General features: G+C 60.4%; 20 protein-coding genes, 4 tRNA genes and 2 pseudogenes. 17 read left to right on the top strand and 9 right to left on the bottom strand.

The genetic code is table 11. From position 1 onward, the window contains the following. The first annotated feature begins 120 nt into the window (after positions 1-120). The 5 genes from BN1117_RS08110 to BN1117_RS08130 all read left to right on the top strand — a co-directional run bounded on the left by BN1117_RS08110 (position 121) and on the right by BN1117_RS08130 (position 9781). Positions 121-2382: a patatin-like phospholipase family protein gene (locus BN1117_RS08110; RefSeq protein WP_040096379.1), complete on the top strand. Its 2262-nt coding sequence runs from the start codon at positions 121-123 to the stop codon at positions 2380-2382. 229 nt (positions 2383-2611) lie between these two features. Next, positions 2612-5209, top strand: coding sequence for a bifunctional aconitate hydratase 2/2-methylisocitrate dehydratase (gene acnB / locus BN1117_RS08115; RefSeq protein ID WP_040096381.1), 2598 nt, complete (start codon positions 2612-2614; stop codon positions 5207-5209). A gap of 279 nt (positions 5210-5488) precedes the next feature. Continuing rightward, positions 5489-7075 (top strand): EAL domain-containing protein, encoded by a 1587-nt coding sequence (locus tag BN1117_RS08120; protein ID WP_040096383.1) that lies wholly within the window; start codon positions 5489-5491, stop codon positions 7073-7075. A gap of 162 nt (positions 7076-7237) precedes the next feature. Continuing rightward, complete coding sequence (locus BN1117_RS08125; RefSeq protein ID WP_040096385.1) at positions 7238-8644, top strand: D-arabinono-1,4-lactone oxidase; 1407 nt, start codon at positions 7238-7240, stop codon at positions 8642-8644. Positions 8645-8653: 9 nt separating this feature from the next. Then, positions 8654-9781, top strand: coding sequence for a CobW family GTP-binding protein (locus BN1117_RS08130; protein ID WP_040096387.1), 1128 nt, complete (start codon positions 8654-8656; stop codon positions 9779-9781). Here BN1117_RS08130 and BN1117_RS08135 read toward each other — a convergent pair. Together BN1117_RS08135 and BN1117_RS08140 are read right to left on the bottom strand one after the other, a co-directional pair. Then, positions 9766-12870 carry an efflux RND transporter permease subunit gene (locus tag BN1117_RS08135; RefSeq protein WP_040096388.1) on the bottom strand — a complete coding sequence of 1035 codons (3105 nt, stop codon included), beginning with the start codon at positions 12868-12870 and terminating at the stop codon, positions 9766-9768. The genes BN1117_RS08130 and BN1117_RS08135 overlap by 16 nt on opposite strands. Then, positions 12867-13967 carry an efflux RND transporter periplasmic adaptor subunit gene (locus BN1117_RS08140; protein WP_040096390.1) on the bottom strand — a complete coding sequence of 367 codons (1101 nt, stop codon included), beginning with the start codon at positions 13965-13967 and terminating at the stop codon, positions 12867-12869. Before BN1117_RS08140 ends, BN1117_RS08135 begins: the two co-directional genes overlap by 4 nt. Before the next feature lie 90 nt (positions 13968-14057). Here BN1117_RS08140 and BN1117_RS08145 point away from each other — a divergent pair, with 90 nt between their 5' ends. Beyond that, positions 14058-14666 (top strand): TetR/AcrR family transcriptional regulator, encoded by a 609-nt coding sequence (locus BN1117_RS08145; RefSeq protein WP_040096391.1) that lies wholly within the window; start codon positions 14058-14060, stop codon positions 14664-14666. Positions 14667-14676: 10 nt separating this feature from the next. Continuing rightward, positions 14677-16080, top strand: coding sequence for a multidrug transporter subunit MdtD (mdtD, locus tag BN1117_RS08150; protein WP_040096393.1), 1404 nt, complete (start codon positions 14677-14679; stop codon positions 16078-16080). Here mdtD and BN1117_RS08155 read toward each other — a convergent pair. The 3 genes from BN1117_RS08155 to folB all read right to left on the bottom strand — a co-directional run bounded on the left by BN1117_RS08155 (position 16052) and on the right by folB (position 17548). After that, positions 16052-16540: a YbaK/EbsC family protein gene (locus BN1117_RS08155; RefSeq protein WP_040096395.1), complete on the bottom strand. Its 489-nt coding sequence runs from the start codon at positions 16538-16540 to the stop codon at positions 16052-16054. The genes mdtD and BN1117_RS08155 overlap by 29 nt on opposite strands. Positions 16541-16667: 127 nt before the next feature. Beyond that, positions 16668-17177 (bottom strand): 2-amino-4-hydroxy-6-hydroxymethyldihydropteridine diphosphokinase, encoded by a 510-nt coding sequence (folK, locus tag BN1117_RS08160; RefSeq protein WP_040096397.1) that lies wholly within the window; start codon positions 17175-17177, stop codon positions 16668-16670. Continuing rightward, the gene (folB, locus tag BN1117_RS08165; protein ID WP_005356584.1) at positions 17177-17548 is read right to left on the bottom strand and encodes a dihydroneopterin aldolase; all 372 of its coding nucleotides are present in this window, start codon (positions 17546-17548) and stop codon (positions 17177-17179) included. Before folB ends, folK begins: the two co-directional genes overlap by 1 nt. A 156-nt stretch (positions 17549-17704) precedes the next feature. On the opposite strand from folB, the gene plsY reads away from it, so the two are divergent. The 7 genes from plsY to BN1117_RS08200 all read left to right on the top strand — a co-directional run bounded on the left by plsY (position 17705) and on the right by BN1117_RS08200 (position 21093). Next, positions 17705-18367: a glycerol-3-phosphate 1-O-acyltransferase PlsY gene (plsY, locus tag BN1117_RS08170; RefSeq protein ID WP_040096399.1), complete on the top strand. Its 663-nt coding sequence runs from the start codon at positions 17705-17707 to the stop codon at positions 18365-18367. A 47-nt stretch (positions 18368-18414) separates the two neighbouring features. Next, positions 18415-18490: transfer RNA gene (locus tag BN1117_RS08175), tRNA-Phe, on the top strand. A gap of 51 nt (positions 18491-18541) precedes the next feature. After that, positions 18542-18617: transfer RNA gene (locus BN1117_RS08180), tRNA-Thr, on the top strand. A 3-nt stretch (positions 18618-18620) separates the two neighbouring features. Further along, a tRNA-Phe gene (locus tag BN1117_RS08185) sits at positions 18621-18696 on the top strand. 44 nt (positions 18697-18740) lie between these two features. Continuing rightward, positions 18741-18816 (top strand) — tRNA-Asn (locus BN1117_RS08190). Positions 18817-18921: 105 nt separating this feature from the next. Further along, on the top strand, positions 18922-20094 hold the full coding sequence (locus BN1117_RS08195) for a CD0519/CD1768 family membrane protein (RefSeq protein ID WP_040096400.1): 1173 nt from the start codon (positions 18922-18924) through the stop codon (positions 20092-20094). 237 nt (positions 20095-20331) lie between these two features. Then, positions 20332-21093, top strand: a complete 762-nt coding sequence (locus tag BN1117_RS08200; protein WP_082032567.1) for a substrate-binding periplasmic protein — start codon at positions 20332-20334, stop codon at positions 21091-21093. A 112-nt stretch (positions 21094-21205) separates the two neighbouring features. Here the strand turns inward: BN1117_RS08200 and BN1117_RS08205 are convergent. From BN1117_RS08205 to BN1117_RS08220, 4 genes and pseudogenes are all read right to left on the bottom strand, one after another. Next, positions 21206-21505: pseudogene (locus BN1117_RS08205) on the bottom strand (IS1634 family transposase); the annotation flags it as partial. Positions 21506-21507: 2 nt separating this feature from the next. Beyond that, positions 21508-21654, bottom strand: a pseudogene (locus BN1117_RS08210) (argininosuccinate lyase); the annotation flags it as partial. Positions 21655-21804: 150 nt separating this feature from the next. Continuing rightward, positions 21805-23052, bottom strand: a complete 1248-nt coding sequence (locus tag BN1117_RS08215) for a sensor histidine kinase (protein WP_156129922.1) — start codon at positions 23050-23052, stop codon at positions 21805-21807. A 2-nt stretch (positions 23053-23054) separates the two neighbouring features. Then, a complete protein-coding gene (locus BN1117_RS08220) occupies positions 23055-23723 on the bottom strand; it encodes a response regulator transcription factor (RefSeq protein ID WP_040096406.1) in 669 nt (222 codons plus the stop codon). 88 nt (positions 23724-23811) lie between these two features. On the opposite strand from BN1117_RS08220, the gene BN1117_RS08225 reads away from it, so the two are divergent. The 3 genes from BN1117_RS08225 (at position 23812) to aerA (ending at position 26530) form a co-directional block, all read left to right on the top strand. After that, positions 23812-24234: a hypothetical protein gene (locus tag BN1117_RS08225; protein WP_040096408.1), complete on the top strand. Its 423-nt coding sequence runs from the start codon at positions 23812-23814 to the stop codon at positions 24232-24234. Positions 24235-24320: 86 nt separating this feature from the next. Beyond that, entirely contained in the window at positions 24321-24806 is a 486-nt protein-coding gene (locus BN1117_RS08230) for a hypothetical protein (protein ID WP_040096409.1), read from the top strand. Positions 24807-25066: 260 nt separating this feature from the next. Continuing rightward, positions 25067-26530, top strand: a complete 1464-nt coding sequence (gene aerA, locus BN1117_RS08235; RefSeq protein ID WP_209435234.1) for an aerolysin AerA — start codon at positions 25067-25069, stop codon at positions 26528-26530. The last annotated feature ends 85 nt before the right edge of the window (positions 26531-26615 follow it).

The raw sequence follows: 26615 nt of genomic DNA on the forward strand, positions 1-26615 counted from the left end.
TCGAGGGGGCCGCGAAGATGCTGGGGTGGCCCTGGCCGTTAGCGGTTGCGCTCATTGGCCGGCCCCTTATAGTAGAGGCCATCTTTGGTGACTGACCCTCTGAATAATATGGAAAATATGATGCGCAGCTTAGGTGCGGGATGGACCCGTCTGCTTTTGGTGATGCTGGCGGCCTGTCCGCTGTTTGCTGTGGCGGCACAGGGGGAGCGCCCGAAAATTGCGGTGGTGCTCAGCGGCGGCGGCGCCAAGGGTTCTGCCCATATCGGCATCCTCAAGGTGCTGGAGCAGAAACGGATCCCGGTCGACATCATAGTCGGCACCAGCATGGGATCCTATGTGGCGGGGATGTATGCCATGGGGTTCAGTGCCGAGGAGGTGGAGCGCACCACTTTGGCCATCGACTGGAACAAGGGGTATCAGGACAAGGTGGGCCGCGACGAGCTCTCCCTGCGCAAGAAGCAGCAGAATGAGCAGTACCAGCTGCGCACCGATATCGGGGTGAATGGTGACACTACCCAGCTGCCGGACGGCTTCTTCCAGGGGCAGTCGATGGCCAGCTTGCTGCGGGGGGCGACCTCCAACCTGCCGGTGCAGGCGAGTTTCGATGACCTGCCCATTCCCTACCGCGCCATGGCTACCGATATGGAGACAGTCACCCCCTTCGTGCTGGATCACGGCAGCCTCGCCAAGGCGATGCAGGCCTCCATGTCCATCCCAGGTGCGCTCAAGCCGGTGGAGTGGGAGGGCCATATCCTGGCGGACGGCGGCAGCGTCAACAATATGCCGGTGGATGTCGCCAAGGCGATGGGAGCCGATGTGGTGATTGCGGTAGATATAAGCGCCAAGCTGCGCACCCGGGAATCCCTCAAGTCAGGGTTGGCGATGATCGACCAGCTCACCACCTATATGACTCAGGTGGGTACAGACAAGCAGAAGGCGCTGATGGGGCCCGAAGACGTGCTGATCACCCCCGAGTTTGGCGATATGGGCATTGCCGACTTTGCTCGGATGCCCGAGGGGATCAAGCTGGGCGAGCAGGCAGCGAACAAGGCATCGCTGCAACTCGATAAGCTGTCACTCACCAAGGGGCAATATAACGCCTATCGCAACCAGAAGCTGAGCCGTCGTGCCGAGCGCAGCGGCCAGCCCGCTTATTTCATCGACAAGGTGGAGATCATCAACAAGTCGCGCCTCTCCGACGAGACGGTGCACGCCATGCTCAAAGTCCGGCCCGACAAGATCCAGACCAACGAGAGTCTGGAGGCTGGCATTCGTCGCCTCTATGCCCTTGAATCGTTTGACCGCATTACCTATGAGGTGGAAGAGCGGGATGGTGAAAACGTGTTGGTGGTGGATGCCAACGAGAAGAGCTGGGGGCCGGGTTATCTCAACTTCCAGTTTGGTTTCACCGATGACTTCGAGAACACCTCGAACTACAACGTCGGCATGTCCTATACCCTCACCAACGTCAACGAGTGGGGGGCCGAGTGGCTGACCGAGGCGTCATTGGGCACGGCCAAGCATATCAAGACTGACTTCTATACTCCGCTCGAACCCTCCCAGACCTTCTATGGCGAGGCTAGCCTGGCTTATAACCAGACATTGCGCCGTCTCTACTTCCCCAATCTGGAGCAGGAGGTGGCCTCCCTCAGCTATCTCGATTCCGATTATGCCTTCTTTAGTGCCGACCTGGCGCTAGGTTGGAACCACCAGCCATGGAGCCGCTTGTCGATGGGGCTAGAGGGGCAGACGGGCAGCATCGATGTTAAAAACATCAAGGATCTCGAGGTGGATGCCAATGCATGGGGACCCTATGTCCGCTTCGAGCACGACAATCTGGATAGCCTCTATTTTCCCTATCAGGGGGAGCGATGGGATGTGAAACTGGGCTATTCCCACGTCAATCTGGATAGCGATAAGGTCGAGCACTCACGCAGTGAAGGGTTGAACTATCACTTCTCCATGATCAAACCCTGGTCGTGGGAGAGGCACAGTCTCAACCTGATCCTGGAGGGGGGGGGCTCTGCCAGTGAAGAGGTGGTGCCGCTGCATATTCAGGATCTGGGTGGCTTGTTCCGTCTCTCCGGTTTCCAGCGCTACCAGTTGAGTGGTCGCTACAGCCTGTTTGGCGGTCTGCGTTATATCTACCGGGTGGCGGACAACGACTTCGGGGCTCTCAAGATGCCGCTCTATCTGGGTGGATCTCTGGAGCAGGGCGGGGTCTGGAACAAGGGGGGAGATATCAGTCTGGAGAGTTCGTTTACCGCCGGCTCGGTTTATGTCGGGGTGGAGAGTTTTCTTGGACCTGTGTTCCTTGGTTACGGCATGGCGGAGGGGGGTAATGACGTCTTCTATCTGCAATTGGGTAGTACGTTCGAATAATGCCGAAATGATGCCAATTTGTTAACTCTGATTGATGACGTTCAATTAATTATCAAAAAATACCAGCATGTTTAATTGGTTATGATTTTGTGGTGAATAAGTAAACAGGGTTTGGATTTTAATTAGTCGTTAAAACTTATATAGTGGGGAGCACCCTACGGGGTGTCCCGCAAGGACGATCGCCGCGAGCTTGGGCGAACCCCAAAAAAAGACCAAAGAGGAATTAGTCGTGCTTGAAACATACCGTAAACACGTCGCAGAACGTGCTGCCGAGGGCGTGGTCGCCAAACCTCTGGATGCAGAGCAGGTCGCCGCCCTGGTTGAACTGCTCAAGAACCCGCCCGCTGGCGAAGAAGACTTTCTGAAAGAGCTGTTGTCCTCCCGTATTCCCCCCGGTGTTGATGAAGCGGCCTATGTCAAAGCCGGCTTCCTCACCGCCGTCGCCAAGGGCGAAGCCCACTCTCCCATCCTGACTGCCGCCGAAGCTGTCGAGCTGCTGGGCACCATGCAGGGTGGTTACAACATTCAGCCGCTGATCGACCTGCTGGATCACGCCACCCTGGCGCCGCTGGCCGCCAAGGGGCTCTCCCACACCCTGCTGATGTTCGACTCTTTCCACGACGTGGAAGAGAAGGCCAAGGCGGGCAATGCCCACGCCAAACAGGTGATGCAATCCTGGGCTGATGCCGAGTGGTTCCTCTCCCGCCCGGAGTTGGCCGAGAAGATCACCGTCACCGTGTTCAAGGTGACTGGCGAAACCAACACCGACGACCTCTCGCCGGCACCGGACGCCTGGTCCCGCCCGGACATTCCGCTGCACGCGTTGGCGATGCTGAAAAACGCCCGTCCCGGCATTACTCCGGACAAGGATGGCGCCGTCGGCCCCATCAAGACCATCGATGCCCTGAAAGAGAAAGGCTTCCCGCTGGCTTATGTGGGTGACGTGGTCGGTACCGGTTCTTCCCGTAAATCCGCCACCAACTCGGTGCTCTGGTTCATGGGTGACGACATTCCGTTCGTGCCGAACAAGCGCGCTGGCGGTGTCTGTCTGGGTGGCAAGATTGCCCCGATCTTCTTCAACACCATGGAAGATGCCGGCGCACTGCCTATCGAAGTGGACGTCTCCAAGCTGGAAATGGGCGATGTGATCGACATCTACCCCTATGCCGGCAAGATCTGCAAACACGGCACCGAACAGGTGCTGGCGCAGTTTGAACTGAAAACCGACGTGCTGATCGACGAAGTGCGCGCCGGTGGCCGTATTCCGCTGATCATCGGTCGCGGCCTCACTGACAAGGCCCGCGAAGCGCTGGGTCTGCCGTTCTCCACCGTATTCCGTCGCCCGCAGCCGGTGGCCGATACCGGTAAAGGCTTCACCCTGGCCCAGAAGATGGTGGGCAAGGCGTGCGGCGTGAAGGGCATTCGCCCGGGCACTTACTGCGAGCCCAAGATGACCACGGTCGGCTCCCAGGACACCACGGGCCCGATGACCCGCGACGAGCTGAAAGACCTGGCCTGCCTCGGCTTCTCCGCCGATCTGACCATGCAGTCCTTCTGCCACACCGCAGCTTATCCCAAGCCCATCGACGTACAGACCCACCACACCCTGCCGGACTTCATCATGAACCGCGGCGGTGTGAGCTTGCGTCCGGGGGATGGCGTCATCCACTCCTGGCTGAACCGCATGCTGCTGCCGGATACCGTGGGTACCGGTGGTGACTCCCACACCCGTTTCCCCATCGGTATCTCCTTCCCGGCGGGCTCCGGTCTGGTGGCCTTCGCCGCCGCCACCGGCGTGATGCCGCTGGATATGCCGGAGTCCGTGCTGGTGCGCTTCAAGGGCGAATTGCAACCGGGCATCACCCTGCGTGATCTGGTTCATGCTATTCCCTACGCCGCCATCCAGAAAGGGCTGCTGACCGTCGAGAAAGCGGGCAAGAAGAACATCTTCTCCGGCCGCATCCTCGAGATCGAAGGTCTGCCGACCTTGAAGGTGGAGCAAGCCTTCGAGCTGGCAGATGCCAGCGCCGAGCGCTCCGCTGCCGGTTGCACCATCAAGCTGGATAAAGAGCCGATCATCGAGTATCTGAAGTCCAACATCGTGATGCTGAAATGGATGCTCTCCGAAGGCTACGGCGACGTGCGCACCATCACCCGTCGCATCAAGGGGATGGAAGAGTGGCTGGCCAACCCGACCCTGATGGAAGCGGACAAGGATGCCGAGTACGCCGAAATCATCGAGATCGATCTGGCCACCATCAAGGAGCCAATCCTCTGTGCGCCGAACGATCCTGACGATGCCCGTCTGCTGAGCGATGTGGCTGGCGACAAGATCGACGAGGTGTTCATCGGTTCCTGCATGACTAACATCGGCCACTTCCGCGCTGCCGGCAAACTGCTTGATAAGTACCAGGGCGAGCTGCCGACCCGCATGTGGATCGCACCGCCCACCAAGATGGACAAGGATCAGCTGACCGAAGAGGGCTACTACGGCATCTTTGGTCGCGTCGGTGCCCGCATCGAGATCCCGGGCTGCTCCCTCTGTATGGGCAACCAGGCGCGGGTAGCGGAAGGGGCCTCGGTGGTCTCTACCTCCACCCGTAACTTCCCGAACCGTCTGGGTAAAGGTGCCAACGTCTATCTGGCCTCTGCGGAGCTGGCTGCGGTTGCCGCCATCCTCGGCAAGATTCCGACCGTGGCCGAGTATCTGCAATACGCCAAGACACTCGATGCCACCGCGGCAGACACCTATCGCTACCTCAACTTCAACGAGATCGCCTCCTACACCAAGAAGGCCGATGGGGTGATCCTGCAGCAAGCCATCTAACTGAGTCCTTGCGCGATTTGCGCGATAAGAAGCCAATAATGCCGCGTATTTTCGCGGCATTATTTATTTGTGTGTTATTTGTCCTCTTTCTTGAAGAGAGTTTGCTCGATCCTTGCTGAAGAGATCCAACCACCTGTCTGGTGGTTCGTTTTATAAACCCTTTGCGTTATGTTGTTCGGTTATGAGTGGTAATGATGTCCATCGTTACCGAGGGCGGGTGGCTTTCTGTTCACCGGGGCTAGCGTTGGCTTGGTCTGACGAATTGCGGCGTGGTTCTTTATGTTTCTGTGCAGGACTGATCTCTCCCGAACCGGGTTACGCTTTGGCGCTGCCTTGCTGGTCTTTACCCTGCCGCTGCTGGTGGGAGCTTGGCTCATCCACAGCAATTATGTGCAGGAGCTGAAAGCGGAATCCAGCGCCTCGGCCCACAAGGCCAGAGCCTTGATGGAGTCAATGCTGGATCATGCGGAGCAGGCCAATCGCTCCGTGCTGCCTCTGGTGAATGCTCCCTGTCGCGACAACCTGCTGGTGCTGCGCAAGAAGATCGCTATCGAACCTTTCCTGCGTTCGGTCAATCTGGTTCGCAATGGCATCATCTATTGCACCTCGCTGTTTGGTGAGGCTAATGATGCCGATGACGGTTCCACTTACACTGGCCGCAAGCTGCTGCTGATGAGTGGCAACCGGGTGCGGCAAAATCACCCGCTGCTGGTGGTGCGCACCGAGCAGGGCAAGGATGCCGCCTTGAGTGCCATCGACAGTAGCCAGCTCAGCTTCATGCTCGCCATGAGCGGAAAATCCAGTGCGCTCTATCTGCAGGTGGGGTCGGCCTGGCTCAATGAGTCTGGCCGCTATCTGAGCGAAGCCCCTTCCCTTGAACGCCGGCTCAGCTTTTCTCTCACCTCATCCCATTATCCTTTCACCATCCATGCCGGTTATGCCATGCCGGTCCACTGGCAGTCACTGCGGGCCGCACGGCATGTGGCGCTGTCGTGGTTGGCGGTTTCCTCGCTTTTGCTGGCCTGGCTGGTGTGGTGGGTACTGGGGCGTCCCGGCTCGCCAACAGATGAATTGCGACGTGCCCTGCGGGCCAGGGAGTTTGTTCCCTATCTGCAGCCGCTGATTGCCAGCCACGACGGCAAGATGATGGGCGCCGAGGTGCTGATGCGCTGGGAGCATGCCAATGAAGGGGTGATCCGGCCCGATCTCTTTATCCCGCAAGCGGAGGCGTCGGGGCTGATCGTTCCCATGACCACCCATATCATGAAGCAGGTGGCAGCAAGGCTGAACCGCTCTCAGGCGCAGTTGCCCGATGGGTTTCATATCAGCTTCAACATCAGCGCCGCTCATTGCCACGATTTTGCCCTGCTGGCCGAGTGTCGCGCCTTTCTCGGTCACTTTGTCCCCGGCAAGGTGGTACTGGTGCTGGAGCTGACCGAGCGGGAGCTGTTGATGTCCGATCCCCGGACCCTCTCCCTGTTCCGCCAGCTGGATGAGATGGGGGTCAAACTCGCCATCGACGATTTTGGCACCGGCCACTCCAGCCTGGCTTACCTGCAGCAGTTTCATGTGGATTACCTCAAGATCGACAAATCCTTTATCGCCCGCATCGGTACCGAGTCGCTCTCGGAACATATCGTGGATAACGTGATCGATCTGGCGACCCGGCTCGGTCTGGCGCTGGTGGCGGAAGGGGTGGAGAGCGAGCGCCAGGCTGACTACCTCAGGGCCAAAGGGGTCGACTATCTGCAGGGATACCTGTTTGCCCGCCCCATGCCGCTGCGCCAGTTCTGCGAGGAGCTGCTGCCGGAAGAGGCACAAACCCGCCAGCCAGCTGGGGTGCGAGGCATCCCGAACGCCACCTGATCTATTGGTGACAGACGGGTGGTCAAGCTCCCCTCAGGAAGGGTAGGGGAGTGCTCTCTCCCTATCCCCCCTCGAGTGCAGGGGCTTGTTTTTCATGCCTTGTGGCTCGCTTTTCGGTAGAATCGGCGCTCATTTTCACGTCAGTAAAAGATGAGGCGCGGTATGACGGTTCAGTTCCAGGCATTTCACAGCATCAAGGCGATCGGTAATCGGGAGGTGCTGTTCAACTGGTCGAGAACCAATCCCCTGGGGGCGCTGGATCAGGTGTGGCGCCCGAAAAGCCGCGACGAGCTGCAAGCGCTGTTGCGGGAACACCCCGAGCGCAAGCTGCGCCTTATCGGCTCCGGCCTCTCTTTTGAACCCATTCACAGCGTCTATGCCGAGGGCAGTCAGGCGCTGCTGGTGGAGTTGCACCACCTGCGCGGTCAGCTGGCGCAGACCGAAGATACCGTCACCTATCAGGCGGGGACGCCCCTCGATACCGTCTATGCCGAGCTGATCGCCATGGAGCGGATGCTGCCCGCATCCCCCGGTGTAATCGGCATCCAGACCCTGGGCGGCGCCCTCAGCACCGGCACCCACGGCCAGGGGCTGCACCAGTCTGCCCTGTGCGATGCAGTGGAGGCGATGACGGTGATGCTGGCCAATGGCGACATCATCCGGGTGGATCGCACCGACTCGCGTTTCGGCGCCTTCGTGATGGGGATGGGGATGCTCGGCATCCTGCTCGACGTGCGCCTGCGCACCGTGCCCAACCGCATCATGCGCTGCACCAAGTTCACCACCGATTACCCCTTCCTGTTGGAGCACAATGAGCGGCTCAACCGTGAGCACGGCTTTGTGAAGAGCTGGTGGTTTGCCTGGACCGGCGAGAGCCACATCTGGCTGGTGGATCCCGCCTCTGATGAGGAGGTGGCCCGCTACCGCGCTGGCGGCAGCGAGCCTTTGCTGCTGGATGGCGATATCGATGCCCGCATGAACGCTGCTCTTAATGCCACTATCGACGCCACCCTGCAGAAGATGGCGAAAGACACCAAGGATGAAGCGCTGGCGGGTGAGCACTTCGAGACGGTGCGCCGCTTCAAGGATGCCTCCGATCTGGTGGGCAACGTCTACCAGATCCTCTGCAAGGGGATCCCGGCACCCCAGATCAACTGCGAGGTGGCGGTGCCGCTCAATCGGATGAACGAGGCACTGGAGACCCTGCAGGCCTGGCAGCAGGCCAACCCGGGCGTGCTGCACTACCCCTTTATCCTGCGCTGCACCGGCCCCTCCGAGGCCTGGCTCAGTGCCGCGTATGGCCAGTCGGTCTGCTGGATCGGTTTTCTGGTCTATCTGGCGGCGGACGGCACCTTCGTCAACGGCTCCATGGAGCAGATGCGCGAGCTGCAACAACTGCTGGCGCCCCTTGGCGGCATTCCCCACTTCGGCAAGCATCTGGCGATGGATCTCTACGACTTCCCGGCCCTGCTGCCACGCTGGAACGACTTCGTGGCGTTAAAAGCCGAGCTCGACCCCCACGGCCGTTTTGAAAACCGCTGGCTCAGCGACCTGTTTGCCAACCGGTAAGGATCTGACATGACTGATATGCAAGACACTCGAATTCCCGTGACCCTGCTGACTGGCTTTCTCGGCAGCGGCAAGACAACGCTGCTCAACCACTGGGTCAAGCAGCCGGAGCTTGGCGAGTGCGCGGTGCTTATCAACGAGTTCGGCTCGGTGGGGCTGGATCACCATCTGGTGCAACAGGTGGATGAGCAGGTGATGCTGCTCGACTCCGGCTGCATCTGCTGCTCGGTGCAGGGCTCCTTGGTGGAGGCGCTGCTGGGGCTCTTTATGAAGGCCATCCAGCGCAAGATCAAACCGTTCAAGCGGCTGATTATCGAGACCACAGGTCTGGCAGATCCGGCCCCCGTGCTCTTTACCCTGCGCGAAGAGGGCTTTATCGCCCAGCGCTACCGCTTCGATGGCACCGTCACAGTGGTGGATGCCGGCCATATCGAGCAGCAGCTGGCTGCCCAGTATGAGGCGGTGAAACAGGTGGCGCTGGCGGATCTGCTGGTGGTGAGCAAGGGGGATCTGGTGGATGGCGAACAACTGGCGCGGGTCGAAGCCCAGCTGGCGGCACTCAACCCGGCGGCACCGATCCAGCAGGTGACCAATGGCGAACTGTCGCCAGCGGTGCTGGAGAAGCTCGGCGCCTACAACGAAGAGGCGGGGCGCGATGTGCGCCAGCTGCTGGCCTGGCTGCGCACCGAATCCCCCAAGCAGGGGCTGGCGTCACCGATGCAACCGAAGATGAAGCCGTTCGCCGCCAAGGTGGGCACAGCTGCGCCCACCCACTTCGAGCACGGCAACATCGAAAGTTTCTCTTTGCGTATCGGCGAGCCGCTCAAGCCCTCCCGCCTGCTGGCCGCCATCGATGCGGTGCAGGCCCAATATGGCGATGCCCTGCTGCGCCTCAAGGGGATCTTGCAGCTGGAAGGAGAGAGCCAGCCGGTGGTGATCCACGGCGTCCACGGCCAGCTCTATCCGCTGCAGGCGCTGGGTGACTGGCCGGAGGGCAAGGCCCAGTCCCGACTGGTGTTTATCGTGAAAAGTCAGGACAAGGCCGGTATCGAGCAGCTCTTTATGGCGACCCTCAAGGCCCCCGAGCCCACTCTGGAAGAGCGGCTCAAAGCCATGCTGGGTCAGCCCGACAACTGATCTTGCACGTTGCTCTCCTGCACCGGGTCAGGACGGCGACGGTTGAACAGCACAAACGCCACCGGCACAAAGTAGAACGAGAGCAGGGTCGCCAGCGCTGTGCCACCGGCGATGGCGATGGCAAAGGGGGGCCAGAAGCCGCCGCCCCCCAGCAATAGCGGGATGAAGCCGCCCACCGTGGTGATGGTGGTCGAGACGATGTGGCGGCTACAACCGGCCACCAGATCGCGGATCTGCGACAGATTGCCCTGTTGTGCCAGCGGGTCAGCCTTCAGCTCGGCCAGAATGACGATGGCTGCGTTGATGGCCAGCCCCATCAGTCCCAGCAGGGCGATGATCACCGTGAACCCGAAGGGATACCCCAGTAGCCAGACCCACAGCAGCCCGAGTCCCGCCGACTGGATTGCCACCAGGGTGACGATGCCTGCCAGCCGGAACGAGTTGAAGCTGAGCACCAGCACGGCCACCAGCAGCACGGCGATCAGGCTGACATGAGCCATCAGATTGCCCACCGATTCATCCCGCTTGGCGGCTTCCCCGCCAAACTCCAGTCGATAGCCCGGCGGCAACGCCAGCGCCTTGGCGGCCAGCCTCTCTTTAACCTGCTCCAGCACGGTTTGCGGCAGCACACCGACCGCCAGATAGGCCTCCAGCACATTGACCCGCTCACCATCCCGACGGCTGATCTCCCCCCAACTTGGCAGCAGCTCGGGAGTGGCCAGTGCCCGCAAGGTGAGATTGGCAGCCCCTTGCTGGCCGGTGCCGGTGAGCGATAGCGGCACATTGAGCAGCGCATCCGGATCCTGACGCAAGGGCTCGGCCAGTCGCACCCGAACCGGGATTGACTCGGTGCCTTCCAGCACAGTGCCGCCCAACCTGCCATCCAGTGCGCCCGCCAGCCGGGAGGCAACATCGGTCAGGCTCATGCCTGCCAGTCGGGCGGCCTCCTCATCGACCTGCAACCAGAGTTTGGGAGCCCCGGCCTGCAAGGTGGCGCGGGTCTGCACCACGGCCGGGGTATTGGCGAGCAGACTGCGAAGCTCCTCTCCCAGACGGTGCAGCTGTTCAAGGTCGGGGCCAAACAGCCGCAGCTCGACCGGGGCATTGAACGGTGGCCCCTGTTCCAGCTTGCGCACCAGGATCTGCGCTTCGGGAAATCTTGCATCGAGCCGCTGCTGCAGTTGTGGAATGAGCCGCTCGGCGGCATCGGCATCCTGCAGGGTGATCATCCCCTGGGCGTAATCGGCCCGCCCCTGCTGTCTGGGCACCAGGTTGTAGTAGAAGCTGGGGGCGTTGTCACCCACCACCCAATCCTGACGAATCAGTTCGGGCAGGCTGGCCAGCTCGCGGGCGATCCCCTGAGCCAGCTCACGGGTGCGCGTCAGGCTCGCCTGTGGGGAGAGGCTGGCCTCGATCTGGATCATGTCCCGGTCGGCAGGGGGAAAGAACTGCTCGGTGAGGCGGCCCGCCGCCCAGAAACCGAGCAGGGGCAGCAGAGTGACCAGCAGCAGAGTGCGCCAGGGGTGAGCCAGCGCCATGGCGATGCTCTGCTGGAAACGGGCGCTCACCCGGGGCAGGTGCAGGCCATCCTGATACCAACGTCCTCCCTGATCGTTGCCAATCCAGCGAGCCGTCACTGCCGCGACCAACGTATGAGCGATAAGGTAGGATCCCAGCAGCGAGCAGATCACAGCCCAGGCGATGCCGCCGACAAACTCGCCCGCCGGGCCCGGCATCAGAATAATGGGCATAAAAGCGAGCATGGTGGTGAGGGTGGAACCCAGCAGTGGCAGCCAGAGGTGGCCGATGGCTTCCAGCGCGGCTTCGCTGATGGTCATGCCGTGGCGGCGCTGATACTGCACCCGATCCGCCATCACGATGGCGTTGTCCACCATGATCCCGAGCGCCACTACCAGTCCGGTGACCGACATCTGGTGGATGGGCAGGTTGATCAGATTCATGCAGGCGAAGGAGAACGCCACGGTAAGCGGCAGCGACAGGGCCACGATCATGGCGGCCTTGACCCCCAGCATCACCAGCAGCACGGCCACAATGATGAGGAAGCCCTGCATGATGTTGATTAGCAGGGTGTCGAGTCGCTGGTCGGTATAACGCTGCTGATCGAAGCTGGTGACGAGGCCGATATTATCCGGCAGCTCCTGTTGCAGCTGGGCCAGCATGGTATCGACCCGTGCCGACCAGAGGTCGATGCGGTGATCCTGTGCCATGCGCAGACCCACCACCACGGCCCGTTCACCATTGGCAAAGGCCAGCTGGCTCTCCGGCTGGTGCAGGGTACGCCGTACCTCGGCCAGATCGCCAAGGCGCAGGGTCTGGCCCTGCTCGCCGGTACGCAGCGGGATCTGGCGGATCCGCTCCAGGGTATCGAGGGCGCCGCGGATCTCCACCTGAAAGCGATTGTGGCTGCCCTGCAACTCCCCGGCGGCCACTTTGGCATCGGCACCACTCAGCGCCTGGGCAAGCTGTTCGCCACTCATGCCGCTGGCACTGAGGGCGAGGGGATCGAATCGCACCTCGATCTCCTCCTGCGGTGCCCCGACCCGCTCGACGTATTCGGTGCCCGGCAGCTGGCGAGCCCGGCGTTCCAGCTCGGCGCTGTAGCGGGCGAGGCGATCCAGCTGCGGCTGGCCCGGCCCGCGCCAGACCACATTGACCAGCCGGGTGAAGGGGTAGCCCTTCTCGTCATCCAGCTTGGGGGCACTGGCGCCGGCTGGCAGTCCGGCGGCCAGATCTGCCAGCCGATCACGGACTCTGGACCAGACCGGCTCGACATCGCTGACCTCATCCTTGAGCTCCAGATTGATGATGGAGAGACCGGGGCGAGAGCTCGACTCGATCAGCTTGATCTCGCTCTGGGCCCGCAGCCGGTTCTCGATGGGCTCGCTCACCAGCGCCTCCACCCGCTCGGCGCTGGCCCCGGGGAAGTGGGTAACCACGCTGGCAAAACGGCTGGTGAGCTGGGGATCTTCGGTTCTGGGCAGGGTCTGCAATGCCGCAAGGGCGGCGGTCAGCAGCAGTGCGACCGTCAACAGCAGCAGGCGACCATTCTCGATAAAGGGGCGGATCATGACTGTGGCTCCGGATGCACAGCCTGATGCTCCACGCTGGTTGTTACTGTGACCTGTTGGCCCGGCACCAGCTTATGCAGACCATCGCTCACCAGCTGTTCTTGTCCGTTCAGGGCCCCACTGATCCAGGCTCGCTCGCCATCTTGCTGCAGCAGGGTGACATCACGACTGACCAGCCGGGGAGGCGTTTCGTCGTTGAGCAGATAGAGGGTCCAGCTGCCGCGCAATCCCTGGGTCAGCGCGGTGAGCGGCACCTCGTAGGCGCGGGTAGGCTCGCGGGTCTGATGCAGCAGGGTGATCAGTTGCCCCTCTGCCAATTGTTCGCCGCCCCGGGTCAGCTGGAAGCGGGCGGTGCGGGTGTGGGTCTGCCCGTCCACTTGCACCCCCAGATTAAGCAAGCGCCCCTCCAGTGATTGCGTACCGCTTTGCAGGGGGTAGCGTTGGCCGACGATCAGGGTCTCGGTCTGTTGTACCGGCACGCCGATATCGGCCTCCCACTGACCGCTGCGAGTCAGGGAGAAGAGAGGCTGGCCTGCGGCCACCACGGCCCCCAATGCCTGCTCGCGGCTGACCACGATTCCGTTGAAGGGCGCGCGCAGCTGTGACTTCTCCTGTTTGACCCGGTTCGCTTCGCGGGCGGCGGCCAGCTGGTTGGCGCTTGCCTCCAGCATGCGGACTTTGCTCTGCTGTTCATCCAGCGCCTGACGGGAGCTGAACTGCTGCTGGCGCAAGGCCGTGAGCCGTTCAAGTGTCTGCCGGGCAAGGGCCAGCTCGGCCTCGTTCTGGGCGGCCCGGGCGGCCAGCTCTTTGGCTTCCACTGCCAGCAGGCTGGTGTCCAGGGTGGCCAGCAGTTCGCCGGCCGCGACCGGTTCTCCGCGCCCCTTGTGCAGGGTGGCGATCCGTCCGGCCAGCTCGAATCCTATCTGGCTGTGTTCTGGGGCGATCACCCGGCCATTGAAACGGTGCAGCACCGGGTAGTGATCGCTGACTTGCAGCGGCTGGGCGATCACCCGGGTCAGGGCGGGTGTTTCTTCTGACTCTGTGACCGGGCTGCAACCACTCAGTAACAGGGCCAGCAGGAGCAGACAAAGTGTCATGACATCATCCTTTGGTTGACATAACATCAAATCACACCGGTGAGTCTAGTTTTGTGGAACTAGACTGTCCAGTTTGATTTTGGAGGAAGAATGAACATCTCACCCCGTAGTCTGCAGAAGCGGGCAGCGATCCTCGATGCCGCCGGGCGGCTCTTCTGTCAGCACGGTCTGCATCTGGTCAGCATGGATATGGTGGCCAGTGAGGCGGGCGTCTCCAAGCAGACGGTCTACAGCCATTTTGCCAACAAGGAGTCCCTCTTTGCCGAGGCGGTGGGTAGCAAGTGCGTCAGCAGCGAGCTGATGCCGGAGGTGTTGCTGCGTGGCAACAATGTGCGGGAGAGTCTGATTGCCTTTGGTCGCAGCTTTCGCAAGTTGATCCTGAGCGATGACGCCATCAATATCTTTCGCACCTGCATCAGCTGCAACGACAGCCAGCTGGCCACCCTCTTCTTCGAAGCCGGTCCGCTCTATGTGACCAAGATGCTGGCCAACTGGCTGGAGCAGCAGAAGCAGCAAGGTCTGTTGTGCCATCAAGAGAGTGAACAGGCCGCCTTGCAACTGCTGCTGATGTGGCAGGGCAAGGAGCGGATGCTCCGTGAGCTGGGTCTGCCGTTGACCCAGAGCGTTGCCGAGCAGGATGCCTGGGTCCTGAGCTGTGTCGATCTCTTCCTGGCCGCCGCCGCTCCTTCGCAAAAATAATGGAGGTGGAATGAGCTGCACAGTGACAGATGCCCAGCGCAAGTGGCTGCCCCTGCTGGCGGCGGTCGGTTTCTTTATGCAGGCGCTGGATGGCACCATCCTCAATACAGCCCTGCCCAGCATGGCCGAAAACTTGGGAGAGAGCCCGCTGCAGATGCAGTCGGTGATCATCGCCTACATGCTGACGGTGGCGCTGCTGATCCCGGCTTCCGGCTGGCTGGCAGACAGGTTCGGCACCCGTCGCATCTATCTGGTCGCAATTATGCTTTTTACTTTTGGCTCGCTCGCCTGCGCCGCCTCTTATTCCCTCCCCATGCTGGTGGCCGCTCGGGTGCTTCAGGGGATTGGCGGCGCCCTGCTGATGCCGGTGGGGCGATTGGCGGTGCTGCGGGTCTATGACAAGCACGAGCTGCTGCGGGTGATGTCGTTTGTCACCATCCCTGGGCTGCTCGGCCCGCTGATGGGGCCGGCGCTCGGTGGCTGGCTGGTGGAAGTGGCGAGCTGGCACTGGGTATTTCTCATCAACCTGCCGGTGGGGCTGCTCGGCTTTATTGCCAGCTGGCACTTTATGCCGGAGCTGCGACAGCAGACCGCCCGGTTCGACTGGCAGGGGTTTGTGATGTTCAGCGTCGGTATGGTGCTGGTGTCGGTCGGCTTGCAGGGGCTGGGGGAGCACAGCATCTCCACCGGTTGGGCGCTGTTTGCACTGATCTTCGGCTTGGCGGCGATGGCGAGCTACTGGCTCTATGCCGCCAATGCGCAGCAGCCGCTCTTTAGCCTGAAGCTGTTCAAGACCGCCACCTTCGCCATCGGCATCTGGGGCAACCTGTTTGCCCGCCTCGGCAGCGGCGCCATGCCCTTCCTCACTCCGCTGTTTCTGCAGTTGGGGCTCGGTTTCTCCCCGAGCAAGGCGGGGATGACCATGATCCCTACCGTGATTGGCGCCATGCTGACCAAGACGCTGGTGAACAAGCTTATTCCGAAGGTGGGCTATCGCCGCATTCTGATCGGCAACACCCTGCTGCTGGGGGCGATGATCGCCAGCTTCTACTTTATCGACAACCAGCTCCCCTACGGAGTCTTGCTGGGCTGGCTGGCGATCTTCGGCGCCATCAACTCGCTGCAGTTCTCCGCCATGAACACGCTCACGCTGCAAGATCTCAGCCCGACCCTGGCCAGCAGTGGCAACGGTCTGCTCTCGGTGGTGATGCAGCTCTCCATGAGTTTGGGGGTGGCGATTGCCGCCAGCTTGCTCGGGCTCTTCTCGGCGGGCACCTCAGCAGCCAACGGCCAGTGGCTGGCCGGGTTCCATCTGACCTATCTCTGTGTCGGGCTGCTCTCCATGCTGGCGGCGCTGATCTTCGCCCAGCTGGCGCGCGATGGGGCTACGCCGTCGGCGAGGGCAGATAGCTGACCTGGCAGGGAAGCTGCGCCAGCACCTCGGCCAGATGTTCGGTCGCCAGCAGAAAGGTCTGCTCCGGGTGGCCCGGAGTCCAGGTGAAGGCGGTGTGGTTGAGCAGTTGCGGATCCACCAGTAGCGGAATATCGGCGCGGGGCAGGAAGGGGCAGACAGCCCCCGGCAGGCAGCCGATCGCCGCCTGCATCTCCTCGGCGGTGCAGATGGAGGGCTTGGCACCGAGCGCGGCCTTGACCGCCTTGTTGTCGAGCCGCCCGTCCCTGTGGGTCAGCAGCAGGGCGAAGCGGCCATCCTTGAACTTGAGAAACAGGGTCTTGCTGAACTCCGCCTGCCAGCCGAGGCGGGCCTTGACCCTCTCGTCGGTGGCGTAATCGAGGATGGGCTCGTGCTCATAGCGCTGGTGGGGCAGTTCGGCCAGCAGTTGGCAGTTGAAATGGTGAATGGTATCGAGTGGCATGGGGTTCTCCTGTAGTGGGCGCTATCCTGCCACCCTCGCAGGGTCAGGCCCAATGACACTTTCTTATCCGTGATAAGCAACTCTGTCCGTGAAAACAACAAGGGCGCCGTGAGGCGCCCTTTGCGGATCAGTGATGCTGCAATTCGCACGCTTCCCAGTGAAAGGGAATGGGGCACAGCTGCTGGGAAGCCTTGTCATAGGCTTGCCACAGCTCGCCCATGGAGCGGCCATCGACGGGGTGGCGCAGATTGGGGGCCAGTTCGGCCAGCGGCCAGAGCACGAAGGCATTGGTGAGCACTTCACCGCGCGGCAGCACCAGCGGGGTGTCGCAGACCAGATCGCCATAGAGCAGCAGATCGAGATCCAGGGTACGCGGGGCGAACTTCTTGGCATCCGGCTCGCGGCCGTGGGCGAACTCCATGGCCCGTAGTCGCTGGCAGACGGTGGTCAGCGGCAGATCGGTTTCGGCAGCCGCCACCAGGTTGTAGAAGGGGCGGCCGTTGAAGCCGACCGCTGCACTCTCGAATACCCGGGAGACCCGCAGCTCGCCAAATTCGGCGTGCAGGGCATCGAGCCCGGCGCGGATATGGTGCTCCCGCTCGATGTTGGAGCCGAGGCTGATATAGATGCGGGTCATCAGTTGCTGCTCGCGGCCGGGGTGCGATGGCGCAGGATCTCGACACCGACCCCGGCGGCATTGGGCACGGCGCCCGGCTTGGTGAGGGTCACCTTGACCCACTGTACCCGCTCGTCGGCGAGCACCAGCATGGCGACCTGCTCGGCCATGGTCTCGACCAGCTCGACCACCTTGCCGGTGACATGCTCGCAAATCTTGTTGGAGAGGTCGGCATAATCCAGTGCCAGATTGATGTCGTCGGTTGCTGCCGCGGGGCGGTTGTCGAACCCCATCTCGAGGTCAAAACGGAGCTTTTGGCGAATGCCCTTCTCCCACTCATATACACCTATGGTGGTCAAAACTTCGAGTCCGCGAATAAACACCTTGTCCATGACTGTACTTCTTCTTTACTCTGGATGGGCTGTGATGACAGCGCAGGGATGCTGGCCGGGCAACAGGCTTGCCGAGGCGCTCTGGGTGGGCATGGGCCCATGCCAGCGTTGTGGCCCGCATCATACCCCATTCATATCGTGGTAAAAACGACCAAGATGACGGCCCTGACGATTTTGATGATTATTCTGGCCTACCTGGGTGGTTCACTATCCAGTGCTGTGCTGGTCTCCCGCTGCACCGGTCTGCCCGACCCGCGGGATCATGGCTCCCACAATCCGGGGGCAACCAATGTGCTGCGACTCGGTGGCCGGATGGCAGCGCTGGTGGTACTGCTGCTCGATGTGCTCAAGGGCACTGTGCCCGTCTATCTTGCCTGGTATCTGCAGATCAAACCCGTCTATCTCGGTTTTATCGGGGTCGCCGCCTGCCTCGGTCATATGTACCCCATCTTCTTTCATTTTCGTGGTGGCAAGGGGGTCGCCACGGCACTGGGGACCATGATGCCCATCGGTTTCACCATGGGGGGCGCCGTGATTGGCACCTGGCTGCTGGTGCTGCTGGTGAGCGGCTACTCCTCGCTGGCCTCCATCATTACCGTTTTGTTGACGCCGCTCTTTACCTACCTGCTCAAACCCGAATACACCCTGCCTGTCTCCCTGCTCTCCTGCCTCATTCTGATCCGCCATCACGAGAACATCTCCCGCCTGCTCAAGGGGGAGGAACCCAGAGTTTGGGGGCGAAAACGCACTGCCTGTGCCGAGGAAGTAGCAGAAATGGACGATGTTGCGCAAAAAAGAGACGAACGAGACAAAAAGTGAAATTTCCCGTTGACCATCTGCCTTAAAATCCGTTTAATAGCGCCCACGCCCAGATAGCTCAGTCGGTAGAGCAGGGGATTGAAAATCCCCGTGTCGGCGGTTCGATTCCGTCTCTGGGCACCAATTTTGGTGCCATGAAATAAAAATTTGTTCATGCACAATGGTTTAAAGTGTGCCGGCTTAGCTCAGTAGGTAGAGCAACTGACTTGTAATCAGTAGGTCACCAGTTCGATTCCGGTAGCCGGCACCATTTGCCCAGATAGCTCAGTCGGTAGAGCAGGGGATTGAAAATCCCCGTGTCGGCGGTTCGATTCCGTCTCTGGGCACCAATTAAGGTTGATAAGATAGCGATATCTGGTCTCCGAAGTACAATTCCTCCTTAGTTCAGTCGGTAGAACGGCGGACTGTTAATCCGTATGTCACTGGTTCAAGTCCAGTAGGAGGAGCCAATTCAAAAAGCCCTTGTCGCAAGACAAGGGCTTTTTTCTATTGGGCCAAGCCCGTTTAGAACCATAAAAACAACCACACACGTACAGATGAACCGCAGGATAGATATGGAAAATCATGTAGTTATAGAGTCAAAGGGGCGACTTGCCGCCATTCGGGATTGGCTGGAGCCCGTGCTGGTGCTGCTTATTCTTGGCTGCCTGTTCGGTTACCTCGGCAGCCAGATGGGCCTCTCGGCCATGGTCAACACCCTGTTCAATACCGCCCACCAGCTGCTGCTCAATACCGTGCTCTTTATCATGGGGATCACAGTGCTCTCCGGTGCTCTGAGCAAGTTGCTGAGCGAGTTCGGGGTGATCCGCCTGCTGGAGGTGCTGCTGGCCCCCCTGATGAAGCCGGTATTTCGCCTGCCCGGTCGCAGTGCGCTGGCGGCCCTGATGACCTTCTTCTCCGACAACCCGGCGGTGATCAGCCTCGCCAAGGACAGCCGCTTTCGCAAAGGCTTCACCCCCTGGCAACTGGTGTCGCTCACCAACTTCGGCACCGCCTTTGGCATGGGGCTGATCGTGGTCACCTTTATGGCCACTCTGCAACTGCCGAGCGGTGAATCTACTGCCAGCGCGGCGCTGATCGGGCTGCTCGGCGCGCTGGTGGGCTCGGTGGTCTCTACCCGACTGATGCAGCGAATGATCCGCCCTCTGGTAGGGGAAGAGCAGGTGGATGAAATGGCATCATCCGCTGGCCCCAAGGTCGGGATGACCAAAGAAGCGGCCCCTGGCTGGCTGCGGATCCTCAACTCTCTGCTCGATGGCGGCAAATCCGGCGTGGAGCTGGGGATGGCGGTGATCCCCGGGGTGCTGATCATCAGTACCTTCGTGATGCTGCTGACCTTTGGCCCGGGAGAGAAAGGCTATACCGGCGAAGCGTTTCAGGGGGTAGCCCTGCTGCCGGTGCTGGCTGCCAAGGCTGGCTGGCTGTTTGACCTGCTGTTTGGCTTCCAGCAGCCGGAGCTGGTTGCCTTCCCCGCCACCTCCCTCGGTGCGGTCGGTGCCGCCATGTCGCTGGTGCCCCCCTTTATTGCCAAGGGGTGGATCACCGGTAACGAGGTGGCTGTGTTTACCGCCATGGGGATGTGCTGGAGCGGCTTTTTGAGCACTCATACCGCCATGCTCGATGCTCTCGGCTATCGCCACCTCACCTCCCGCGCCATCGTTGCCCACACTATCGGCGGCCTGTGCGCCGGTGTAGCCGCTCACCAGCTTTATATGCTGCTGGGCTGAGTCGGGTTCAGACAAGGATACAAAAAGGGGCTCTGCGGAGCCTCTTTGCATTTCTGGCTGTGAGTTACCGTGTCATAAGCCGTCCCGGTCTATATCCGGTCTTTACGGCTAGAGGGCGTGGTGAGGTTGAGAGCCGCCAGTTACACAGAAAAATTTACAATCTCTGCACATGAGTTGGTGATACATCTTACATGACCTATAAGATATGAAAGGTAGGCCTGCCGGAGCTTAGGCAACATGGTAAATCAATATAGATTTTTGACAGGAAGCTTCTTTTTCTCGTTGACGCTGCTCTCAGCCACACTTGCCACCGAGAAAAATGAGTTCATCACCCTGTACTACAACGAGCGTCCGCCCTATTTGCAGACATTGGAAAATGGCGAGGTAGCGGGCCTGACCGCCACTCCAGCCGCCCAGGCACTGCAAAAAGCCGGCATTGCGTTCAAATGGACAAAGATGCCCAGCAACCGACAGATTCAGATTCTGGAAAGAAATGTGGGTCAAGACTGCATGGTCGGCTGGTTTAAAAACCCTCAACGCGAACTAATCGGCAACTTTTCCCTCCCACTGTATAGGGACAAGCCTACCATCGGCTTGGCATTATTCAGCAATCCCAATATCGACAGCGGAAGCACCCTCGAACAGGTGCTGCAGAACCGTGACCTGCGCCTGCTGGTCAAGGACGGTTATTCCTACGGCGAATATATCGACGGGTTGATTCACAGACTCGAACCCAACCGTTTAACAACCACGACGGAAAATATCAATATGCTGCGTATGCTCTCTGTCGACCGCGCCGACTATTTCTTGATCGCCGAAGAAGAGGCCCAGAGCTTGATCTTGGAATCCAGATTAGACCCCCTCGAATTCAAATACATCCATTTCAGCGACAGCCCAGATGGTGGCTATCGCTACCTTTGGTGCAGCAAGCAGGTTACCAAAGCTAGCCTAGACAGGATCAATCAGGCCATTACCGAAGTGGTTGGCTCAGCCCCCTGAAACCGCCGATCACTGGCGCGGTTTGGCCCGTGCGGTGGACTCGGCGATCAGCGGTTCATCGGGCCAATAATGTTTGGGGTAGCGCCCTTTTAACCGACATTCCGCACCTGATTTAGGAATATATTTGCCGATAGCGCTCACCCAATACCTCCAACATGATCTGCTGGTCTCCTGTTAGCTCCGTTACTTGTGGCGGAGCGTCTCCCAGTCGATATTCATGGATGCCACCAAAGCGCAAAAAGATCCAACGGGCCGTCGGCTGCTGGGTCGGCTTCTTTTTCATATCCGCCACGCTGCGGTTTTGCTCCACTAATCCTTGCCGGATACGATGCTCCAACGCGGCGTAAATCATCAGGCTACAGGTCATCACCATCAGCAACGCTTCAATCCGCTCCGGTTTTTTCAGGTACAACGGGTCGCTTCCAATTCCAGATTGGGGTAGACGTCGAACTCGATCACCGGGCTGAAGCGCTGGAACTCGCCGATGGAGAGCTCTTCCAGCTGTTTGCCCACGCTGATGGCAAAGACCACGGTTTCGCCGACGATATGGTGCGCTCGCCGCCCTCAAGCTGGGCAGCCAGCTGCTTGGCAGCAGTAGCAAACCCCAGCCTGGGCAGCCTGCTGTGTAGGAGGAACACCTTGCCCCGACCGCCCAGAGTCTGTTCCTGCAACTCGGGAATAGCCGGGGGGAAGGGCCGGGGGATGAGGGTGTTATGCCTTCGTGGGCTCGCTGGCGATCATCACCAGCCTGGCGCTGAATACGCCATGCTCCAGCCAGGTGTCGATCTGCCAGCCCAGCTTCTCGCAGATGCGCTGAATGATGGTAAGGCCGCAGCCGTAGCCGAGGATCTGATCCGGCGCAGCCGCCGTCGGGTTGCTGATGGTGAGCACAGGGCCGCACAGCTCTATGTCGATATGCCCCTCGGCATAGCTCAGGGCATTTTTCAGCAGGTTGCCGAGGGCGATGGCGAGCAGGGAGAGGGGGGCGTTTACTGCGCTGCTCTCGTCCAGATTAAGCCGGATATCGAGCGTTTCCCGTTGCAGCAGCGGGGCGAGGCGGGCCAGCTCCCGGCGGATCAGTGGGGTGACCTGTTGCAGCGGTCGCTCCACCGCCTCCTTGCGGCCCAGCAGCAGGAAGGTCTCGGTGAGCAGCGCCATCTCGTCGGCGGCGGCGCGGATGCGAGTGACGGCGCGAGCAGCAGGAGGGGGCAGATCCGTCACCTTGCCGAGCAGGGCCGCCGAGCCCTGGATCACCATGTTGGGGGTGCGCAGCTCGTGGCTGGCGAAGCGGCTGAACTCCTGCTCGCGGGCGAATACGGCCGCCACCTCCCGCTTGCCGGCCAGCAGTGCCAGCTCGATATCCCGCAGCTCCTGCCAGGGGGCGTCGGGCTCGAAATCCGCCTGATCCGGGGTGAGGTGGGCGACCCGTTGTTGCAGCCGTTGCAGCGGCGCTGTTATATGGCGCACCAGCCAGATGCCGAAGCCGAGGCAGGTGAGCAGTAGGGTCACCCCAATCAGCCGGGTGGCCAGATGCAGCTTGTCCTCATAGGGGTCGAGGTAGTCGTCGGCGTCGTCGTTGAAGACCAGATAGAGCAGCCCCTCGCCGGAGGGGTGGCGGGCCACCAGAAAGTGTTTGTCCTCCTTGCCCAGCTGGTGCTCGAAAAAGCCGGGGGTTTGGTAGGGCTTCAACCATGTCGGCAGGCGGCCCGCCTCGGTCCAGTAGCTGGAGAACTGTCTGGGACTCGGGGCGGCGGCAGCCGGGCCGAGCCGTAGCCAGTCATCGCTATAGCGAGTCACTTCGGCTTCCAGCCAGTGGCGCAGGCTCAGCTCCTCCATCTTGTTCTCGGCCACCAGCATCAGGCTGGAGAGCAGGATCAGCAGCACCACCCCGGCGCCGCCGAGCGCCATGATCAGGCGGCGGCGCAGGCTTGGCAGGCCCTGCTCAGAGGGGGCTGGCATGCTCATGCGCTCACCAATCGGTAGCCCTGGCCGTGCAGGGTCTCCAGCATGGGAGTGGGGAAGGGTTTGTCCAGCGCGTTGCGCAGGGCGTAGATATGGCTGCGCAGGGCATCGGAGTCGGGCTCCTCATCCCCCCAGACGGTATCGAGCAGCTCCTGACGGCTGACGATGGCGGGGGCGCGGCGGGCCAGCAGGGTGAGGATCTGGAACGGGATCTTGCCGAGCTTGAGGGGCTCACCGGCGCGGGTGGCGCGGCCGCTGGCGACATCGACCGTCAGGTCGCCAAAGCTGATGGCCCCCACATCGCCGCGCGGGCCGCGCAGGCTGAGGGCTTGCAGTCGCACCTCCAGCTCCTCCATGGCGAACGGCTTGACCAGATAGTCATCCCCTCCCGCCTTGAAGCCCGCCAGCTTGTCTTCCAGGCTGTCGCGGGCGGTGAGAAACAGCACGGGAGTGGCAATCCCCTGCTCGCGCAGGCGCGCCACTGTGCTGAGCCCATCGAGGCGCGGCATCATCACATCCATGATGATGACGTCGAAACGCTGCTCCTCCAGCAGTTGCAGCGCCGCCTGACCGTGATAGGCACAATCGAGGCGGTGACCGGCCAGCTCCAGATAATCCATGATGGTTTCCGCCACCTGAGGATTGTCTTCCACTACCAAAATCTTCATGCTTTGCTCTCCTGGTTGGCGAGGGTTTCACGCTCTTTTCACACCGGATCCGGCATCCTGTTTGCCAGTGTAACCCTGAGGATCCCCGATGAAGAAGTCTCTCTGCGCCCTCCTGCTGTTGATCTTGTTGCCACTTGGCACCGCACAGGCGACCGAATTCAAACTGACCGGCCGCACCACCTGGCAGCTTGGCCAGTTGATGGTGAATGGCCTGCCGTTCGTGATCGACGACCAGACCCGTTTCAAGGATTGGCTCAACGAGGATGATCTCGGCGGTACCTGGGTCGAGATGAAGGGGGTGGTGGAGAACGGCGTGCGCTATGTGCGCAAGGTCGAAGCCCTCGACGAAGATGACAAGGACGAGATGGATCTGGAGGGGCCGGTCGAAGGGGGGCGGATCTGGGGCTACACCACCTCGGACAACAGTCTGGCGCCGTTTGAAGGGCGCTGGCTCGAGCTGGAGTGCAAATTTGATGGCATGCGCCTGAGCCGCTGCCGTGAGGATGACTGATCCGATCTCTGCGTTCCGATTAGAAATGCTCCCGAATGAAGCCCATGCTTGTCCAGCATGGGCTTTTTGTTCAGGGACGAACCAAGATGGAACAATCGAGAAAGTGGTGTGCATTGATGCTGGGTGTGCCGCTCTGGGCAGCGCAGGCGGGAGCCGACGAATTGTGGCTGGTGGAGCTGGAGCACAGCGACGGCATCCGCCTGCAATTTCAGGGGGCCGAGGTGGAGCAGGGCAGTGCCGCCGTCTGGCGGCAGGGGGAGATTTGGCCGCAGCCACTCAAACCCGGCGACCGGCTCGCCCTGCTGGTGGCCGATGGCGTTGCCACCCGGATTGAGCTGCTGGCCGCCAGAGCCCCGCTGGCCAATCAGCCTTGGCAGCGGGCGCAAGATCGCCTGCAATCCTTCGATGAGCGGCAACTCACCCTGGCAACCCTGGGCGCTGTGCCACTCAATCCGCAGGTGCGCTGGGTCAATGGTTCGGCCAGCGATCTGCATGTCGGGCGCGAGTTGGTATTGATCCGTTCGGCGGATGGAATATTACAGGGAATTGAAGTTATCAATCCGGAAGATTAATTCAGCATCTTCTTGTTTAATAAAGTCACACCATAATTAAGTGGGCATTAAATAATGCCTGTTACTATTCTTATGACTCATTCCTCAATAAAGCCATCACTCTAATTATTTTCTTGTGTCATCATCTTTTTGTTTGTCATGGATGATGTTTGGTGGTTTATTTTATTTGTGTCAGGTTTTGTCGGAGTCCATTCCTGTCAAATGAAAAAGGATATTTCTACACAATAACAATTATCGTATGTCTGAAAGAGGGATAAATGATGAATAGCATAATTACCGCCAATCTGGCGTTTTTGGCATCTTCACTGATGCTCGCTCAGGTGCAGGCGGCTGAACCTGTCTATCCTGATCAGGTCAAGTGGGCGGGTCTTGGCACGGGCGTCTGTGCCAGTGGATACCGTCCTCTGACCCGCGATGAAGCCATGAGTATCAAGGGTAATCTGGTCAGCCGTATGGGGCAGTGGCAGATCACCGGATTAGCCAATAACTGGGTGATTATGGGATCGGGATATAGTGGCGAAATCAAGCAGGGCAGCGCTGGAGAAACCTGGTGCTATCCCAATACACCTGTTTCCGGAGAAATACCGACACTCTCAATATGGAATATTCCGGCGGGTGATGAAGTCGATGTGCAATGGCGGCTGGTCCATGATAATGATTATTTTATCAAGCCGGTCAGTTATCTCGCCCATTATTTGGGGTACGCCTGGGTAGGTGGAAATCATAGCCCCTATGTCGGTGAAGATATGGATGTAACCAGACTGAGTGATGGCTGGCTGATAAAGGGAAATAATGACGGCGGCTGCTCCGGATATCGTTGCGGGGAGAAGAGTTCCATCAAGGTAAGCAACTTCTCGTATACTCTGGAGCCTGACTCCTTCAGTCACGGTCAGGTCACCGAGAGTGACAAGCAGCTGGTCAAGACCATCACGGCCAATGCGACTAACTATACGGATCTGCCCCAGCAGGTGGTGGTGACCCTGAAGTACGACAAGGCCACCAACTGGTCGAAGACCGACACCTACAGCCTGAGCGAGAAGGTAACCACCAAGAACAAGTTCCAGTGGCCACTGGTGGGTGAGACCGAACTGGCCATCGAGATCGCTGCGAGCCAGAGCTGGGCTTCCCAACACGGAGGCTCGACGACCGAGACCGTCTCGGTTGAAGCGCGTCCCACGGTGCCGCCGCACTCCAGCCTGCCGGTGCGGGTTGCCCTCTACAAGTCCAACATCTCCTACCCCTACGAGTTCAAGGCCGAAGTCAATTATGACCTGACCATGAAGGGCTTCCTGCGCTGGAGCGGTAATGCCTGGTATACCCATCCGACTGATCGCCCCACCAGAGAGCACACTTTTGCCATCGGCCCGTTCCGCGACAAGGAGCGCAGCATCCGCTACCAGTGGGACAAGCGTTATATCCCGGGTGAAGTGAAGTGGTGGGACTGGAACTGGACCATTAGCGAGAATGGCTTATCGACCATGCAGAATAACCTGGGTCGTGTGCTGCGCCCGATCCGTTCGGCGGTGACCGGTGACTTCTATGCCGAGAGCCAGTTTGCCGGCGATATCGAAATCGGTCAGCCCCAGACCCGTTCCGCGAAGGCTGCCCAGTTGCGTAACGCCTCTGCTGAAGGTGTGGCGCTTACCGGCGTGGATCTGGACAGCGAGGCCCTTGCCAACGAAGGGTTTGGCAATGTATCCCTGACCATAGTTCCGGTTCAATAACCTCCCTCGCAGGCCCCTTTCATAGGGGCCTGTTTCTGTTCTGCGCAAGACGATGCACTTGCCCTGCGCCCTCGATTTTCCCTCT

This window comes from Aeromonas australiensis (assembly GCF_000819725.1).
Lineage (GTDB): Bacteria > Pseudomonadota > Gammaproteobacteria > Enterobacterales > Aeromonadaceae > Aeromonas > Aeromonas australiensis.